This window comes from Streptomyces sp. NPDC002935 (assembly GCF_040611295.1).
Lineage (GTDB): Bacteria > Actinomycetota > Actinomycetes > Streptomycetales > Streptomycetaceae > Streptomyces.
Map to the genome: position 1 here is coordinate 404,618 of NZ_JBEXNW010000001.1, position 16,323 is coordinate 420,940.

The following is a 16,323-nucleotide window of genomic DNA, read 5'->3' on the forward strand; positions in this document are numbered from 1 at the left end:
GGCCTGAACCACCAGATCCGATGTGGCCGGAAGGCCACCGAGAGGAAATTGATCGTGAACTACCTCAGCGGTACCGGAGTCGGAATCGTCGCCGGGAGCGCGTCCCTCGCGGCCACCGGGGCCTCCTCCACCGCTCACCTGATCATCGCAGCGAGTCTGACCCTGGTCCTGGGCGGATTGACGACCTACGGTGCAGCGGCCCGCCGTCGACGGCGCGATGCCAGCGCGGCCGGCAACTGAGCAACTCATCCGTGCTACTGGTGGAGGGGCGGACCATCAGCGCTCCACCCCTCCACCCCACCATCCCTGTCGTGGGGAACGGCGGTGCCGCGCGGCTACCTCGTGAGGGTTGCTCCCGCTGTGACGAGGAGAGCGGCGGTTTCGGGGTGGGGGCCGTTGTTCGCCCAGTCCAAAGGGGACCAGCCCGTGCCGTGGTCTTCACGAAGATTCGGATCGGCGCCGTGCGCCAGCAGTTCGCGCACCGCTTCGGTGTGCCCCCAGCACGCGGCTGCGCACAACGGCGTGCCCTCCGCCCCGATGCCGCTGCTCTCGGTGTCAGGGGAGGCTCCGGCCGCCAGGAGCAGGCGGGCGATCTCGGCCCTCCCGTTCACGGATGCCTCGTAGAGAGGGGTGGTCCCTTCGCTGTTCCCTCGCTCCGGGTCGGTTCCCGCGCGCAGCAGCGCAGTCACGCGGGCGGTGTCACCCCGCAGAATCGCGCTGAAGAGATTCCGGGAGAGCTTCTTCCGCCGCCGCTGGTTCATGGCTGCCGAGGTTAGCGACCGGGTGCGCGACGGGGCCATTCATATCCGGACGAGCCACCGATCGCCCATTGGCCTGGGATCCGGGCGCGGCGTCCTGGGAGACTGCACTCCAGTGCCGTGCTTCGAGGAGATGTCATGCAGGTAGCAGTGGTCACCTTCGACGGGTTCAACGAGCTCGACAGCTTCATCGCCTCCGCCCTGATCAACCGGTGCCGAAAGGACGGCTTGGAGGCCTTCATCACGACACCGACGCCGGTGGTCACATCCATGAACGGTGTCGAGGTCACCGGGCAGCGCCCGATGGAGTTCGTGACCGAGGCCGATGTCGTGCTGATCGGCAGCGGGGTGAAGGCGCGAGAGGTGGTCGCCGACGACCGGCTGATCTCCAGGCTGCCGCTCGACCCTTCGCGACAGCTGATCGGTGCGCAGTGCTCCGGCGCGCTGGTGCTCGCCCGGCTCGGGTTGCTGGATGGCATGCCCGCCTGCACGGACATCAAGAGCCGGCCCTTCGTGGAAGCCCGCAACGTCACCGTGCTGGACGCGCCGTTCCACGCCGAGGGGAACATCGCCACGGCGGGCGGCTGCCTGGCCTCGCAGTATCTCGCCACGTGGGTGATCACCCGAACGCTCGGGGAGGACGCCGCGCGTGACGTCATCGGCTACGTGGCTCCGGTCGGCGAGAACCAGGAGACCGTCGAGCGTGCCCTGGGAGCCGTCCGCGCGGGCGACGTCGTACGGCGCTGACGCCCCGCGACAGACAGCGGTCGCACGGCGAAGCCTTGCCGACCTGTCGGGCATCCGCCGGGCAGGTTCGCTTCCAGCTCGCTCCTGACCACTCAGGGCGCCCACCGGCGCGGCTCGGCATAGCATGGCAAACCCGGGCGAAAGGCTCGGACAGGAAGGCCGAGATGACCGCCTCGTACGAAACCATCAGGACCAGGCTGGACGGCGCCGTCCTGTGCGCCACGTTCGACGCGCCACCGATGAACCTCATCGGTCCCGAGGTCGTGCGGGACCTGGTCGCACTGATCGAGGAACTGTCGCGACCGACCGCCCCCCGCGTGGTCATCTTCGACAGCGCGGACGCCGACTTCTTCTTCCCGCACGTCGACATGACGAGAGTCGCCGAGTACACCGCTGAGGCCGCGAAGGCCGGAGGCCCCGGCGACGCCTCCCTGGGCATGCTGTTTCGCAGGCTGAGCCGGCTCCCGGCCGTCACCGTCGCCAAGCTGCGCGGCCGTGCCCGGGGAGCGGGCAGTGAGTTCCTCCTCGCCTGCGACATGCGCTTCGCCTCCCGGGAGAACGCCATCCTGGGCCAGCCCGAAGTGGGCATCGGAGCACCCCCCGGCGCGGGCGCGATCCAGCACCTCACCCGGCTGATGGGGAGGGGCCGCGCACTCGAAGCCGTCCTGACGTCGTCGGACTTCGACGCCGACCTCGCCGAACGCTATGGATGGATCAACCGTGCGGTCCCCGACGCCGAACTGGACGATTTCGTGGCAGGTGTCGCCGCGCGTGTGAGCGGTTTCCCCCGCGATGCGCTGATCGCGGCCAAGTCGGCCGTCAACGCCGTGAGCCTGCCGACTCCCGCCGAAGTACGCGCCGACGCCGCGCTGTTCCAGCAACTCGTCCGGGGCGAGAAGGTACAGCAGCGCACCGCCGAGCTGTTCGAGCAGGGCTTCCAGACCCGTGGTGCCACCGAACTCGACCTCGGAGACGCCCTGGGCCATTTGAAGGCCGTCGACTGATGAAGCCCGGCTGAGCGGGGTAGCGCGTCGCGACGGTTCGGCCGGCGCCGAACTGTCGCGCCGTTAGCGTTTCCCGTATGACCGATGCTCCGTTCGCCGCGCTACATCACGGCGACGCCCCGCTCCTCCTGCCCAACGCCTGGGACAACGCCTCCGCGCTGGCCCTCGCGCGGCAGGGCTTCGAGGCCGTCGGCACCACGAGCCTCGGCGTCGCCGCTGCCGCCGGACTGCCCGACGGCGCGGCGGCGACCCGCGACCTGACGCTCCGGCTCACCCGGCAACTCGGCGGCAGGGGCCTCCTGTTGTCGGTGGACGCCGAGGACGGCTTCGGCCAGGACCCGGACGATGTCGCCGGGTTGGCGCGCGAGCTGGCCGACGCCGGGGCGGTCGGCATCAACCTGGAGGACGGCCTCGGGCCCGTGAGCCTGCACGCGGCGAAGATCGCGGCCGTCAAGGCCGCGGTGCCCGAGCTCTTCGTCAACGCGCGGACCGACACGTACTGGCTCGGCGACGGCGGCCACGCCGAGACCTGCCGCCGCCTCGACGCCTACCGGCAGGCGGGAGCGGACGGTGTGTTCGTCCCCGGGCTGAGCGACCCGGACCGTATCACCGACCTGGTGAACACGTTCGACGCGCCGCTCAACATCCTCTACTCATCCCTGGGCCCCACGCTCCCCCAACTCGGCGATCTCGGCGTACGCCGGGTCAGCCTCGGGTCCCTGCTGTACCGGCGAGCGCTCGGCGCGGCCCTGGAAACGGCCCTGGACATCAGGGCCGGACAGACCCCGCGGGGCGCCGCCCCGGACTACGCGGAAGTGCAGGCGCTCAGCGCTCAGCGCGGCTAGGACGTGGGCTTGGCGAGCCGCTCCGGCACGAGCACCAGAGGCCATTGCACCCAGCCGGCAGACCCTCGCTCACCGTTCGGCATCCTGAGTCGAATGGAGACAGAAGGTGTGATGGTCGGGTGGTCTGCCGAATTCAATTCGGCGGAATGGGAAGAGTGGCGGTCATGGATGAACTTGATTCGTCGATCGTCGAGCACCTTCAGCGCGATGCGCGACAGACCAACCGGGAACTGGCCCGCAAGCTCGGCATCGCCCCGTCGACCTGCCTGGAACGCGTACGGGCGCTGCGCCATCGCGGCGTGATCACCGGCTATCACGCGGCCGTCGACCTGCGCGCTCTCAACCGCCCTGTCCAGGCCCTGTTGTCCGTGCAGGTGCGGCCGCTGAGCCGCGAGGTCATCGAGGACTTCAAGCAGTACGCGGCCGGTCTCCCCGAGGTCCTGTCGGTCTTCGTCGTCGCGGGCAGCGAGGACTTCCTCGTCCACGTCGCCGTCCCGGACGTCGACCAGCTGCACTCCTTCCTGCTGGACCGCTTCAGCAAGAGACGCGAGATCGTCAACTTCCGCAGCTCGGTGATCTATCAGCATCTGAGCAATCCGGTGACGAGTCCGCTGAGACCCACCGGCACCGAGTGAAGGGCGCGGGTCAGCCCAGGTCCTCGTCCTCGGCGCGGGGCCAGTTCTCCAGGGCCACGTGCAGCGCGTCCAGCGCGTGCCGCCACGATGTCCGTACGTCGCGGGGGGCGCCGAATCCGCCGATGGCCTCAAGATTGCAGTAGCCGTGGAAGGTGCTGCGCAACAGGCGTACGGCGTCGGTCAAGTCGGGCTCGGACAGCCCGTAGGCGCGGAGCATGCCGTACGTGACCTCGGCGGTGCGGCGGTAGGTCGCCGTCCCGGCGACGAGGGCCGGATCGAGCTGTGTGTGGGTGGCCCGGTAGCGTCCGGGCCGCTCCAGCGCGTACGCGCGGTAGGCATCGGCGAAGGCGACGAGCGCGTCCTTGCCGGCCCGTCCGGCCACGGCGGTGGCGATCCGGTCGATCATCTCGCCGGACGCGAGCAGCGCGACGCGCTCGCGCAGGTCCCGCACGTTCTTCACGTGCGCGTACATGCTCGCGTCCTTCACCCCGAACTGCCGGGCCAGTGCCGCCACGGTGACGTTCTCGAAGCCGATCTCGTCCGCGAGATCGGCCGCGGCCCGCACGACCCGCTCGGTCGTGAGCCCGGCACGAGCCATGGGGACCACCTTTGCGCCACAGAGTTTTTCCTAGGAAACCTAGACGGAAGCCTAGTCCCGATGCCACGCGAACTCCATGGAAGTCCTGACGCAACGGACATCGGGTGGTTCAACAGCCGTATGTGTAAGGCCAGTTGACCGGTCCAGGTCGTCCCGCGATCACGAGAACGCCGCACGCCGTTCATGCTCCGCGCCGAATCTCCTCATGACGCGCCCGAAGGGGCGCGGCGGGACTCAGGAGGCGGTCATGGGGCACACGCACGGACACGAGCACGGGGATCACCATCACCACCATCACGGCCACGAGGACACGGGCACCCCGCTGCCCGCCGCCTTCGACACCTCCGTGCCCGACGAGGCGCTCACCCCCGAGCAGCAGTCGCGCCGCTCACTGTTGCGCCGCGCGGGACTGCTCGGCGCGGGCCTGGCCGCCGGCGGGGTCCTCGCGCAGGGAGCCGCCACCCCCGCGTACGCCTCCACGAGCGGCCGGAGGAAGAACGGCTTCCTGTGGCTGTCCGGCGACCACCACATCCACACCCAGTACAGCAGTGACGGCAAGTACCGCGTCGGCGACCAGGTCCGGCAGGGCGCCGCACACGGCCTGGACTGGATGGTCATCACCGACCACGGCAGCGAGACGCACGCCAAGATCGGTGTGGAGAAGGTCAACCCGGACATCAAGGAGGCCCGGGAGGCCTACGAGGACACGCTCGTCTTCCAGGGCCTCGAATGGAACATCCCGGCCGCCGAGCACGGCACCGTCTTCGTCCACCCGGGCCGCAACGAGGTCGCGGTCCTCAAGCAGTTCGAGACCGACTACGACGGCAGCGTGAAGGGCGCCTCCGACTCGACGCCCGCCAACGAGGCGCTGGCCATCGCGGGTCTCAACTTCCTTGCGGAGCAGGTGGAACGGCGCAAGGTGAAGGACGCCCTGATGCTCGCCAACCACCCGGCGCGGCGCGGTGTCGACTCGCCGCACGAGATCCGCGGCTGGCGCGACGCCACCGCCCCGGGGCGTCAGATCGCCGTCGGCTTCGAAGGCGCCCCGGGCCACCAGGCCGCCGGTATCGCCACGCCGCTCGGCATGGGCCGGGCCCGTGGCATCTACGACAACAGCCCGAGCGCCGCCTCCTTCGCCGGGTACCCGCTGGAGAGCTACCGCACCTGGGGCGGCTTCGACTGGATGACCGCCACCGTCGGCGGCCTGTGGGACAGCCTCCTCGCCGAGGGCAAGCCCTGGTGGATCACCGCCAACTCCGACTCCCACCAGGTCTACACGGACACCGCCGTGCGCGGCGGACCGGACAGCGACTTCACCGCCAACGGCAGGCACACCGACCCGGTGTACGGCGGCAAGGTCGACCTCACGCAGGGCGACTACTGGCCCGGCCAGTACAGCCGCACGCACGTCGGCGCCGACGGATTCTCGTACGCCGCCGTGATGGACGGAATCCGCGCCGGCCGTGTGTGGGTCGACCACGGGCAGCTCATCAGCGGACTCGACGCGCGGGTCGCGGGCGGCGGCCGCTGGGCCACCCTCGGCGGCGCGCTGCACGTACGCAAGGGCACGCGGGTCACGCTCACCGTCGACATCGGACTGGCCGGCGGCCCCAACTGGGCAGGCTTCCTGCCGAAGCTGGCGCGCGTCGACGTCATCCAGGGCGATGTGACGGGCGCCGCCGCGGACCGGGACACGATCACCGCTCCCACCGCGCGGGTCACCAAGTCCTACGAGGTGAACAAGTCGGCCGGCACGGTCCGCCTCACCTACGACCTCGGCGCCGTCGACCGCCCCGTGTACGTCCGTCTGCGGGGCACCGACGGCAACCGTTCCGGCGTCGGCCTCATGGGCGCCGCTGTCGACCCGGCGGGCCCGGCCGTGGACGTCGTCGGCGACGCGGACCCGTGGAAGGACCTGTGGTTCTACTCCAACCCGGTGTGGGTCCTCCCGTCGTGACCGAGTGGTACGTCGTCGGAGTCGACACCGGTCACACGGGAGCCCTGCGGGAGGCCGACCACCTGCTGCGTGCGCTGGCTGTCGAACTCGGGCTGCATGACGACGTGTTGGGCTGCACGCACCACGTGCGGGACGGGCGGCGGCCGCACACGGCGCTGTCCTTCGCCCTGCCGTCGGAGCGTGCGGCCCGCACGGCCTGGCTGCGGCTGACGACGAGGATCGAGTCCGGCGAGTCCGGCACGGTCCTCGGCGCCGGTGCCGGTGAGGACGGCAGGGTGGGGGCCGGTGCTGTCACCGGTCCCGGAGCCCTCCTGGGTGTCGCCTTCGACGGCGAGCGGCACGGACCCGATGAGTTCGCGGCCGGTGCCGCCCACGCCGCCGCCGAGCACACCGCGCGCACGGGGGGCCGCGCCGTCCTGTACCCGGGGGCCGACGCCGTCACCGGCGTCATGACCGTCGGACGGCTGCTGGACATCTCCGCGGTGGACCGGATCGCCGTACTCGGATCGCCCGAAGGAGCCTCTCCAGAACGGCAGTTGGTCACGCGCGACCACGTACGTCCGGAATGGCGCGACGGTCACCTGGTCCTCACGGCGATGCCGGCCGCGGGCGGAACCCTGGTCCCCTTCGAGGTACCGGACCCGACCCCCTGCTGCGCCGACCACTGACTCCGAAGGACAGCGCGGCCGGACGGCTGAAGAGCCGTCCGGCCGCGGTCGGTAATGCCGGTGTCAGTCCTGGATCTCCGAGAAGACGAACGAGAACTCCGCGGGTGCGGGCCGCAGTTGGTACCGGGGAAGGGCGCCGGGACCGCACGACTGCGAGCCGATGCCCTGCTGGCCGTGGTCGAGGTTGACCCAGACCGTGTCACCCGGGCGCAGATCCGGCAGATGGTCCGCGGCGTCCAGTTGCTCGGTCGTCCAGCGGCGCGCGGTGAACCAGAAGGACGGATCGCCCTCGATCCTGAGGCCCCCGATCCGCGCCCAGCGGACGTCGGGCCGGGCGCCGTTCTCCTGCGGGCGCACGTACGGCGTCTGCATCGCGTCGACCGTCGACTCCCAACGGCCGATCATGGAAGCCGACTTGGTGTCCGGGTATCCCTCGCCGGGTCCGCCGCCGAACCAGGTCACCCGGTCCGCGGAGCCCGGGAGCCCGAGCCGGACGCCGAGCCGCGGCAACGGCAGCTTCCAGTGGCCCTCCGGTGCCACGGACACGGTCAGCCGCAGCCGCGTGCCGTCGGACGTCCACCGGTACACCGTGCGCAGGCCCGCCTCGCGGGCCGCGGGCGCCACCCGGGTACGTACGGTCAGGGCGTCCTCGCCCAGCTCCACCCCGTCCAGCCGGTGCCGCATCCGGTGCAGGCCCAGCGTGCGCCAGAGCGGGCCGTAGCGGGCGTCCGGCTGCCAGCTCGCGCCGTTGTCGTTGTCGGTCGGGGCGCGCCACACGTCGAGGCGCGGGCCGGTGACCTCGACCCCGCCGACGGTCAGCAGCGCGCCGGTACGGGCGTCGAAGGTGCCCGGCCCGAGGGTGATCACCCGCTCGCCGGGCAGCGGAGCGCCGGACGGCGCGCAGCGTGCCGACACCGCCTCCGCGACGGGTAGTTGGGTCCAGGCGACGACATGGCCGCGCGGCCCCCACGCCGTCTCCTCGGCCAGTACCGCCCGGACCGTCCACTGTGCCTCGGCGCCCCGGGGGTCCGCGGGCGGGGTCGGCAGTTTGAGGTCGGCCGACTCGCCCGGTGCCAGCGCGGGCACCGGTAGCGGGCCCGTCTCGACGGTCTCGCCGTCCACTTGGTACGACCACTCGAAGGCGAGGGCGGAGAGGTCCGCGAAGTCGTACCCGTTGGTGACGCGCACGGTGCCGAACGAGCCCCGTTCCCGGCCCTGTTCGGACGGGGATGAGGCCGAGGAGGAAGCCCCGCCGTCGATACGGACGGGCTCGATCACCTTCTTGTACTCGACGAGCCCGGGCGACGGCGTCCGGTCCGGGAAGAGAAGTCCGTCGCAGACGAAGTTCCCGTCGTGCAGTTCCTCGCCGAAGTCCCCGCCGTACGCGAACCCGTACCGCTCGTCCTTGATCCCGTGGTCGATCCACTCCCAGATGAAGCCGCCCTGGAGGCGGTCGTACGAGGAGAAGAGGCGCTGGTAGTCCGCGATGCCGCCGGGGCCGTTGCCCATGGCGTGTCCGTATTCGCAGAGGATGAGGGGCAGTTGGCGGCGCTTCAGGCCGCCGCCGTCCTGGTGCCGGCCGATCCGCTCGACCTCGGCGTGGTCGGCGTACATGCGTGAATAGACGTCCGTGTCACGGCAGTCGATGTCGCCCTCGTAGTGGATGAGCCGCGCGCCGTCGCGGCCCCGGATCCACTCGGCCATGGCGGTGAGACCGCGCCCGGTACCGGCCTCGTTGCCGAGGGACCAGATGACGACGGACGGGTGGTTCTTGTCGCGTTCGACCATGCGCGCGGCCCGGTCGAGCAGCGCGGGTGTCCAGCGGGTGTCGTCGGCGGGGTTGTCGCGCCAGGCCTGTTCGGTGAAACCGTGGGTCTCCAGGTCGCATTCGTCGATGACCCACAGGCCGTACTCGTCGCACAGGTCGAGGAAGGCGGGGTGCGGCGGGTAGTGCGAGGTGCGCACGGCGTTGATGTTGTGCCGCTTCATCAGCAGCACGTCCGCGAGCATGGTCTCCGGGTCGAGGGCGCGCCCCTTCTCGGGATGCCATTCGTGCCGGTTGACGCCCTTGAAGAGGACCGCCCTGCCGTTGACCTTGATCAGACCGTCCTCCAGCGCGACGCTCCGGAAGCCGACGCGCAGCGGGACGCGCTCGCCCTCCGTGACGAGTTCGCCGTCGTACAGCCGGGGTGTCTCGGCCGTCCACGGCAGCACCGGCACCGTGACCGGCGTGCCCGTCTCGACATCGATGTCCAGGGCGGGCACGAGGACCCGCCCGTCGACGTCGGTGTCGACGCGCAGGGTCCCCAGGCCTGCGCGGTGGTCGTAGGAGGCGTGCACGAAGAAGTCGAGCGCGCTGCCCGCCGGGCGGTGCAGCAGGGTGACGTCACGGAAGATGCCCGGCAGCCACCACTGGTCCTGGTCCTCCAGGTAGGAGCCCGCCGACCACTGGTGCACCCGGACCGCGAGCACATTGCCGCCCGGCCGCAGGAGATGGCCCACGGCGAACTCGTGCGGCAGCCGCGAGCCCTTGAACTCGCCGAGGTCCGTTCCGTTCAGCCAGACCCGGGCACAGGACTCGACGCCGTCGAAGCGCAGGACAGTACCGCCGTCGGCCGGCCAGTCCGACGGAAGGTCGAAGCGGCGCAGATGGTCACCGGTCGGGTTCTCGGTGGGTACGCGCGGCGGGTCGACGGGGAACGGGTAGAGGTGGTTGGTGTAGATCGGCGCGCCATGGCCCTGCAGCACCCAGTGGCCGGGGACCTGGACCTCGGCCCAGCCCCCGGCCTCGTACCCCTCGGCCGCGAAGGAGTCGTCCTGGGCGTCGGCGGTGGGCGAGAGCCGGAAGCTCCAACTGCCGTTCAGTGACAAGCACATGGCGTCCGAGGTCGCGTACCAGGCGCGCGGCGGGAGGGCGCCGTTGCCGGGGGAGACGTCCTCGACGTAGTCGGTGGCGGACGGGGGAGAGGCCGGTAGTCCGGGGGAGGTGCGGAAAGACATGCGTCTCCTAGTTCAGCCCTTGATGCCGGTCTGCGCGATTCCCTGGACCAGCCAGCGCTGGAGGAACAGGAACACGAACACCAGGGGCAGGATGGAAATGGCCGTGGCCATGAAGATCAGGTGGAAGTTGACGGTCTGGTTCGTCATGTACGAGGAGAGCGCGACCTGGACCGTCCACGCCTCGGGGTTCTGGCCGATGACCAGCGGCCACAGGAAGGCGTTCCAGCCGCTGATGAACGTGATGGTCGCGATTGCGGCGAAGAAGTTCAGGGAGTTGGGCACGACGATGCGCCAGTACGCGCCCCAGTAGCCGAGCCCGTCCATGCGTGCCGCCTCCTCCAGCTCCTTCGGGAACCCCAAGAAGTACTGCCGGAAGAGGAAGCACGTGAAACCGCTGAAAAGCCCCGGAATGATGAGACCGCGAAGACTGTCCACCCAGCCCAGTGACGAGACGAGCACGAAGCTCGGTACGAAGGTCACGGCGGAGGGGACCATCAGGGTCACCAGCACCCCGTAGAAGACCTTGTTGGCGTGCTTGTACGGGATCCGCGCGAGGCCGTAGCCGGCGAGCGAGCAGACCAGCAGGGTGCCCAGGGTGTGCAGCACCCCGACGACGGCGGAGTTCCACAGCGAGCGGGCGAAGGGGACGGTCGGGTCGTCGAACAGCTCCCCGATGTTGGCCCACTTGAGGTCGGTGGGGAAGAACTGCCAGTTCTCGCCGGTGATCTCGGCGTCGGTCGACAGCGCGTTGCGGACGAGGAGGTAGAAGGGGACGAGGAACAGCAGGCCGGCGACGCCGGTGGCGACGTACAGGCCGGTGCTGCCGAGGACACCGCGCCGGTTCCGCCCGCGCTTTCTCGGCGGCGCGGCATGGGCCTTCCGGCCCTCCATGACGGCGGTCACTCGGCTTCCTCCCCGCGTCCGAATCCCATGAACTTGCCCTGGAGCAGTGTCACCATGCAGATCAGCAGGGTGAGGATGACCGCGCCCGCGCTGCCCGCGCCGTAGTCCTGGGCCTGGCCGAGCGCCGTGTAGTACAGCTCGACGAGCGGCGGGCGGCCCCAGGTGGTCTTCGAGAGCAGGTTGAAGAACTCGTCGAAGGCCTGGTAGGCGGCCACGAGGAGCAGCAGGATCACGGCCGTCGAGGTCGCGCGCAGCTGCGGCAGGGTGATGTGACGGAAGGTCTGCCAGCCGGGCCCCGCGCCGTCGATCGCGGCGGCCTCGTACAGCTCCGGCGGGATGTTCTGCAGGGCGGCCAGGAAGAGGATCATGTAGAACCCGGCCTGGAGCCACAGCCGGGCGGTCACGATGACCAGCCAGTACCAGGGCGGATCGGGGTTGGCCAGCCAGGCGATGTTCTCGACCCCGAACCAACCGAGGACGGTGTTCATCAGACCGAAGCGGACCCCGCTGAAGATGGACATCTTCCAGATCAGCGAGGCGGCGACATAGCTGCACGCGGTCGGCAGGAAGAACACCGACCGGAAGAACGCCCGCATGAACCGCAGCCGGTTCACCAGCAGCGCGAGGCCGAGGGAGAGCGCCCACGTCAGCGGCACGATGAACGCGGCGAAGACGGTGAAGGTGACCAGCGCGCCGGTGAAGTTGCCGTTCTGCAGCATCTGCCGGTAGTTGTCGAAGCCGACGAACTTGTCGGGGGTGACCGTGAAGCGCGCCTCGAAGAAGCTCAGCCACAGGCTCCAGCCGATCGGCACGTACACGAACACGAGCAGGCCGAGGAGGAAGGGGCCGGTGAAGAGCCAGAAGTTGAGGGTGCTGCCGCCCCGCAGCCCCCGCCGCGGCCGGGCCGTGGTGGCCTTGGCCGGGGCGGGGCGCGAGACTTCGGGTGAGGTGGTGGTCGACATGTCGCAGCCCGTCCGTCGGTCTATCCGAAGAGCTTCTTGAGCTCGCGGTTGACGGTCACGTCGGCCTTGTCGAGCGCGGCCTCCGGGTCCCCGCCCTTGCGGACGGAGTTGGCGAAGACGTCCTCAAGGGCGGTGATCATGGACTGGGTCCAGCCGATGTTGTCGAAGTGCCCGTACTCACTGAAGAGCTTGACCCCCTCGGCGGGCAGGCCCGACTTGAGCTTGGCGGCGGAAGCGGCGAGCGAGGAGCGCGGCGGGATGTGGAAGCCGTACGACAGCGACCAGTCCTCCTGGTACTTCTTCTGCTCGATCCAGAGCCACTTGACGTACTCCTTGGCCAGGTCGACGTTCTTGCCCTTGGCGTTGACGAACATCGACCAGCCGCCGTTGTAGACGGAGGGCTTGCCGTCGTCGGTGACCTTCGGGAAGGCGAAGACCCCGATGTCGTCGCCGAGCGCCTGCTGCATCTGCGGCATCGCCCACATCCCGCAGAACTGGATGGCGCACAGGCCCTGGTTGAGCGCCGACGGGTCCCAGTAGTCGGCCGGGGCGTCCAGGAGCAGATGGCCGCTGGTGAAGAGCCCCCGCATCTTCTTCAGGCCCTCCTTGACCCCCTCGGTGTGGTAGGCGATCTGGTTCTTGTCGTCGAGGGTGTCGGCGCCCGCCGACCAGATCATCGGGTTGATCACCGCGTGCAGGTCGTTGCCGATGAACAGGCCCTTGACCTTGCCGGTCGTCAACTTCGCGGCGGCCTCGACGAGTTCGTCGAGGGTGGTCGGCACCTTGACGCCCGCCTTCTCCAGCAGGGAGGGCCGGTAGAAGAAGAACTGCGGGTCGTCGATCATCCGGACGCCGTATATCTTCCCGTCGACCGTGTGCGAGGCGATGTCGGCCGGGTTGAAGTCGTCCTTGACCGGACCGATGATGTCGCTCAGGTCCGCCACCTGGCCGCTCTTGACGAGCTGGATCTGCGGGTGGAACTCGAAGATGTCCGGCGCGTTCTTGGTGAGCAGCGAGGCGAACAGCTTGCTCTCGAAGTCGCTGCCGGTGATCCACTGCGTGGTCACCTGGGCCTTGTCGTAGGCCTTCGCGTACTTCTTGATGGCCTGCTCGGTGCCCGCCTCCCCGTAGGCGTGGAAGTACTGGACCAGTTCCTTGCCCGAACTCCCTCCCCCCGAGCGCCCGTTGTTGCTGCCACACGCGGCCAGTGGCCCGAGGGCGGCGAGGCCGGCGGCGGCCCGCAGTACGGATCGACGGTCCCAGTTGCTGCTCATTGCCGACATGCTGACGTCCTTGTCCTGGATGCGGTCTGAGTGCGGCTACGGCTCGAATTCGCGGTGCGGTGCGGGACGTTAACCTTCTGCTAAGGCTTCGGCAAGGGGTTGGACGAAGTCGGTGCGAAGCGTTGCCGGAGGTTCGGGATACCGGACGCGGCGGAGTCACGGTCCACCGCCGAGGCGGACCGTGCCTGCTCAACTCACTTCAACGCGGCACCACTTGGAGCAGAGCGCGCCGATGCTGTCGATTCCGTCCTCATACGGGCGGTGCTGTACGGCTCTTCGCGGGGCCGGTCCGCTTGGCCGGGCGCTGGCCGACCGACTGGAGCGCCCCTTCGAGGGCGAACGTCGCCGCGCCGAGGCAGACCGGGTCGGTCGGAATGGGGGAGAGGACGATCTCGGTTGCCGCGAGAGGGCGCCGCAGCGCGTGCCGGGCGACGGCCTCGCGCACCTCGCGCAGCAGCGGTTCCCCGAGCGTGGCCGCGACCCAGCTACTCAGCACGACCACTTCGGGGTTGAGCAGGTTCACCAGGTCGGAGATCCCGGCGCCGAGGTAACGGGCGGTGTCGCGCACGACCTTGAGGGCCACCGGGTCCTGCGCGGCGACGCCCGCCGCGAGCGCGTCGATGGTGGCGGTCTGGTCCTCCGGGTGCAGCAGGGCGCTCCCGGGGCTCAACTCCCGCAGATTCAGCATGATTCCGGGCGCGCCGACATACGTCTCCACGCAGCCGTGGTTGCCGCAGTGGCACAGCCGGCCGTCCAGGACGAGGGTGGTGTGGCCCCACTCGCCGGCGCTGTTGCTGACACCGCGGTGCAGGCCGCCGCCGAGCGCGAGGCCGGCGCCCACGCCCGTGCCCAGATTGACCACGACGGCGTCACCGCGGCCGCGGGCCGCGCCGAACCACAACTCGGCGACGGCGCAGGCCCGTAGCGGGTTGTCGAGGTGGAGGGGGTAGGCGATGTGCTCCGCGAGCAGATCGAGCAACGGCACGTCGTGCCAGTCCCAGTTGGGCGCGTACTCCGAGACCCCGGTGTCGCGGTCGACCTGGCCCGGGACGCTGACGCCCACGCCCAGGACCCGCGCGCCCTCCACCCCGGCCTGCGAGACCACCGCCCCGACGGCCGCGGCGACATGCCCGACGACCTGCTCCGGGCGGTTCTCGCCGGGGCGCATGTCCTCGTCGGCGCGGGCGAGCACGTTCAGGGCCAGGTCGAACAGTTCGACGCGGACGTACGTCTCCGCGATGTCGACGCCGATCAGGGCGCCCCCTGCCGCGTTGACCGCCACCAGACCTCGGGGGCGGCCACCCGCGGAGTCCTCGAACCCGACCTCGGTCAGCATCCGCAGGTCGAGCAGTTCACCGACGAGCGTGGCGACGGTGGCCAGGCTGAGCCCGGTCGCCGCCGCCAGTTCCTGCCGCGAGGTGGGAGACTCGGCGATGATCTGGCGGAGCACCTCGTAACGGTTCGCGGTGCGGATGTCGCGTGATGTGCCGCGCTTCATGGGGCTCCCCTCGCTTCCGCGCACCGGATACCGGGCACGTCGGCCAACCAGATCTTCGGGCCGGGGTCCGGGGGCGCGCCCCGGGCGGCACGGCACCGATCGCTCCCTCGGTGCCTCCGTGCCGTCACGAGGCCCGTCGGCCCCGGCGCTGCGCAAGGCTATGGCCTGGTGGGGCTTTCGACAAGGGGTTAGGAAAGGGGGTGGAGAAAGTCCCCCACGAAGGCGTTGGTGAACGTGCCCGCCGGGTCGAGCTCGTCGACCAGCGCCCTGAACTCGGCCAGCCGCGGAGAGCGTTCGCGGAGCACCGCCGGCGGCACGGTGAACACCTTGCCCCAGTGCGGGCGCGGCTCGAACGGCTCCAGCGCCTGCTCGACCCGCCGCACCACCGGCAGGACGGCCTCCGTGTCCTCCACCCAGGTGAAGTGCAGAGCCACCGTGTCCCGGCCGTACGCCGGACTCAGCCACTGACGGTCGGCGGCCACGGTCCGCACCTCGCAGATCTGCAGCAGCGGCGCGATCGTTCCACGGATCGCGTCCAGGGCGTGCAGCGCGGCCAGGGCGTCCGAGCGCGCCAGCAGATACTCGGACTGCAGCTCGGCCCCGCTGCTGGGAGTGAACTCGGCCCGGAAATGCGGCAGCCGCTCGTGCCAGGGGCCCGGCACCCCGAGCTGTTCGGTGCAGTTGCGCGCGGGCATGCCCGGCACCGGGTGCAGCGCCTCGGTCGCGGGCGCCGCCCACGGGAAGTCGGTCGTCGGCCGGTCGGTGCGCCGCTTGAGCCACACCTGCCGGAAGCCGGGCCGCGCCCAGTCCGTGAACAGGCTCACGCTGTACGCCGACGCCGCGATCGTCTCGAAGTCCAGCCCCTCCAGGGGGAGTTCGGTGAACACCTGCTGGCTCACCTCGAAGTCCGGCTCCAGGTCGAGGGTGAGCGCGGTGACCACACCGAGCGCCCCCAGCGAGGTGACGGCGCCGTCGAAGCGTTCGTCTCCCCGGCCGATCGTCAGGGACGAACCGTCCGCGGTGATCAGCTCGACCTCGCGCACGGCGGAGGCGAGCGACCCGTTCGTGACCCCGGACCCATGGGTGCCGGTCGCGACCGAACCCGCCACGGAGATGTGCGGGAGTGAGGCCATGTTGTGCAGCGCGAACCCCTGCTCGTGCACCCGGCGGGCCAGCTCGGCGTACCGGACGCCGCCCGAGACCCGTACCGTACGGGCCGTCGTGTCGACATCCACCGCGGGTGGCAGCGCGGTCAGCGACAGCAGGACGCCGTCGGCGCCCGGCTCGGCGATCTCGTTGAACGAGTGCCCGCTGCCCAGCACGCGCACGCGGGAGCTGTCCGCGACCAGCGCGCGGAGCGCGTCGAGCGAGGAGGGCCGGTGCAGTTCCTTGGCCGCGTACGTGATGTTGCCGGCCCAGTTGGTCAGGGTCCGAGTCATCCCTGTCGTCCCTCCCCGGGAAGTCG

15 protein-coding genes are annotated in these 16,323 nt (G+C 70.3%); 7 read left to right on the plus strand and 8 right to left on the minus strand.

Annotation, left to right across the window (positions count from 1 at the left end; all coding sequences use genetic code 11):
• The first annotated feature begins 54 nt into the window (after positions 1-54).
• On the plus strand, positions 55-240 hold the full coding sequence (locus tag ABZX90_RS01725) for a hypothetical protein (protein WP_351126722.1): 186 nt from the start codon (positions 55-57) through the stop codon (positions 238-240).
• A 95-nt stretch (positions 241-335) separates the two neighbouring features.
• Here the strand turns inward: ABZX90_RS01725 and ABZX90_RS01730 are convergent, their stop codons facing one another.
• On the minus strand, positions 336-761 hold the full coding sequence (locus tag ABZX90_RS01730; RefSeq protein ID WP_355200774.1) for an ankyrin repeat domain-containing protein: 426 nt from the start codon (positions 759-761) through the stop codon (positions 336-338).
• Positions 762-896: 135 nt separating this feature from the next.
• Between ABZX90_RS01730 and ABZX90_RS01735 the strand changes: the two genes are divergently transcribed.
• The 4 genes from ABZX90_RS01735 (at position 897) to ABZX90_RS01750 (ending at position 3,989) form a co-directional block, all read left to right on the plus strand.
• Positions 897-1,505: a DJ-1/PfpI family protein gene (locus ABZX90_RS01735; RefSeq protein ID WP_351126726.1), complete on the plus strand. Its 609-nt coding sequence runs from the start codon at positions 897-899 to the stop codon at positions 1,503-1,505.
• Positions 1,506-1,669: 164 nt separating this feature from the next.
• On the plus strand, positions 1,670-2,509 hold the full coding sequence (locus ABZX90_RS01740) for an enoyl-CoA hydratase/isomerase family protein (protein WP_355200777.1): 840 nt from the start codon (positions 1,670-1,672) through the stop codon (positions 2,507-2,509).
• 77 nt (positions 2,510-2,586) lie between these two features.
• Positions 2,587-3,354 (plus strand): isocitrate lyase/phosphoenolpyruvate mutase family protein, encoded by a 768-nt coding sequence (locus ABZX90_RS01745; protein WP_355200779.1) that lies wholly within the window; start codon positions 2,587-2,589, stop codon positions 3,352-3,354.
• Positions 3,355-3,518: 164 nt separating this feature from the next.
• Complete coding sequence (locus tag ABZX90_RS01750; RefSeq protein ID WP_351126732.1) at positions 3,519-3,989, plus strand: Lrp/AsnC family transcriptional regulator; 471 nt, start codon at positions 3,519-3,521, stop codon at positions 3,987-3,989.
• Between the two features lie 10 nt (positions 3,990-3,999).
• On the opposite strand, the gene ABZX90_RS01755 is transcribed toward ABZX90_RS01750, so the two are convergent.
• On the minus strand, positions 4,000-4,587 hold the full coding sequence (locus ABZX90_RS01755) for a WHG domain-containing protein (protein WP_351126734.1): 588 nt from the start codon (positions 4,585-4,587) through the stop codon (positions 4,000-4,002).
• Between the two features lie 247 nt (positions 4,588-4,834).
• On the opposite strand from ABZX90_RS01755, the gene ABZX90_RS01760 reads away from it, so the two are divergent.
• Positions 4,835-6,544: a PHP domain-containing protein gene (locus ABZX90_RS01760; protein ID WP_351126736.1), complete on the plus strand. Its 1,710-nt coding sequence runs from the start codon at positions 4,835-4,837 to the stop codon at positions 6,542-6,544.
• On the plus strand, positions 6,541-7,212 hold the full coding sequence (locus ABZX90_RS01765) for a hypothetical protein (RefSeq protein ID WP_355200781.1): 672 nt from the start codon (positions 6,541-6,543) through the stop codon (positions 7,210-7,212). The genes ABZX90_RS01760 and ABZX90_RS01765 overlap by 4 nt, the downstream gene beginning before the upstream one ends.
• A gap of 63 nt (positions 7,213-7,275) precedes the next feature.
• Here the strand turns inward: ABZX90_RS01765 and ABZX90_RS01770 are convergent, their stop codons facing one another.
• The 6 genes from ABZX90_RS01770 to ABZX90_RS01795 all read right to left on the minus strand — a co-directional run bounded on the left by ABZX90_RS01770 (position 7,276) and on the right by ABZX90_RS01795 (position 16,297).
• Positions 7,276-10,212: a glycoside hydrolase family 2 TIM barrel-domain containing protein gene (locus ABZX90_RS01770; protein ID WP_355200783.1), complete on the minus strand. Its 2,937-nt coding sequence runs from the start codon at positions 10,210-10,212 to the stop codon at positions 7,276-7,278.
• A 12-nt stretch (positions 10,213-10,224) separates the two neighbouring features.
• Positions 10,225-11,103 (minus strand): carbohydrate ABC transporter permease, encoded by an 879-nt coding sequence (locus tag ABZX90_RS01775; RefSeq protein ID WP_351126883.1) that lies wholly within the window; start codon positions 11,101-11,103, stop codon positions 10,225-10,227.
• 8 nt (positions 11,104-11,111) lie between these two features.
• A complete protein-coding gene (locus tag ABZX90_RS01780) occupies positions 11,112-12,077 on the minus strand; it encodes a sugar ABC transporter permease (protein WP_351126741.1) in 966 nt (321 codons plus the stop codon).
• A 20-nt stretch (positions 12,078-12,097) separates the two neighbouring features.
• A complete protein-coding gene (locus ABZX90_RS01785) occupies positions 12,098-13,360 on the minus strand; it encodes a sugar ABC transporter substrate-binding protein (protein ID WP_351126743.1) in 1,263 nt (420 codons plus the stop codon).
• A 250-nt stretch (positions 13,361-13,610) separates the two neighbouring features.
• Positions 13,611-14,858: an ROK family transcriptional regulator gene (locus tag ABZX90_RS01790; protein ID WP_355200785.1), complete on the minus strand. Its 1,248-nt coding sequence runs from the start codon at positions 14,856-14,858 to the stop codon at positions 13,611-13,613.
• Positions 14,859-15,046: 188 nt separating this feature from the next.
• Positions 15,047-16,297 carry an FAD-binding protein gene (locus ABZX90_RS01795; RefSeq protein ID WP_355200787.1) on the minus strand — a complete coding sequence of 417 codons (1,251 nt, stop codon included), beginning with the start codon at positions 16,295-16,297 and terminating at the stop codon, positions 15,047-15,049.
• Positions 16,298-16,323 lie beyond the last annotated feature (26 nt).

Coding starts and splice junctions, on each gene's coding strand:
- ABZX90_RS01730 (WP_355200774.1), bottom strand. CDS start 761: ATGAACCAGCGGCGGCGGAAGAAGCTCTCCCGGAATCTCTTCAGCGCG.
- ABZX90_RS01735 (WP_351126726.1), top strand. CDS start 897: ATGCAGGTAGCAGTGGTCACCTTCGACGGGTTCAACGAGCTCGACAGC.
- ABZX90_RS01740 (WP_355200777.1), top strand. CDS start 1,670: ATGACCGCCTCGTACGAAACCATCAGGACCAGGCTGGACGGCGCCGTC.
- ABZX90_RS01745 (WP_355200779.1), top strand. CDS start 2,587: ATGACCGATGCTCCGTTCGCCGCGCTACATCACGGCGACGCCCCGCTC.
- ABZX90_RS01750 (WP_351126732.1), top strand. CDS start 3,519: ATGGATGAACTTGATTCGTCGATCGTCGAGCACCTTCAGCGCGATGCG.
- ABZX90_RS01755 (WP_351126734.1), bottom strand. CDS start 4,587: ATGGCTCGTGCCGGGCTCACGACCGAGCGGGTCGTGCGGGCCGCGGCC.
- ABZX90_RS01760 (WP_351126736.1), top strand. CDS start 4,835: ATGGGGCACACGCACGGACACGAGCACGGGGATCACCATCACCACCAT.
- ABZX90_RS01770 (WP_355200783.1), bottom strand. CDS start 10,212: ATGTCTTTCCGCACCTCCCCCGGACTACCGGCCTCTCCCCCGTCCGCC.
- ABZX90_RS01775 (WP_351126883.1), bottom strand. CDS start 11,103: ATGGAGGGCCGGAAGGCCCATGCCGCGCCGCCGAGAAAGCGCGGGCGG.
- ABZX90_RS01780 (WP_351126741.1), bottom strand. CDS start 12,077: ATGTCGACCACCACCTCACCCGAAGTCTCGCGCCCCGCCCCGGCCAAG.
- ABZX90_RS01785 (WP_351126743.1), bottom strand. CDS start 13,360: ATGTCGGCAATGAGCAGCAACTGGGACCGTCGATCCGTACTGCGGGCC.
- ABZX90_RS01790 (WP_355200785.1), bottom strand. CDS start 14,858: ATGAAGCGCGGCACATCACGCGACATCCGCACCGCGAACCGTTACGAG.
- ABZX90_RS01795 (WP_355200787.1), bottom strand. CDS start 16,297: ATGACTCGGACCCTGACCAACTGGGCCGGCAACATCACGTACGCGGCC.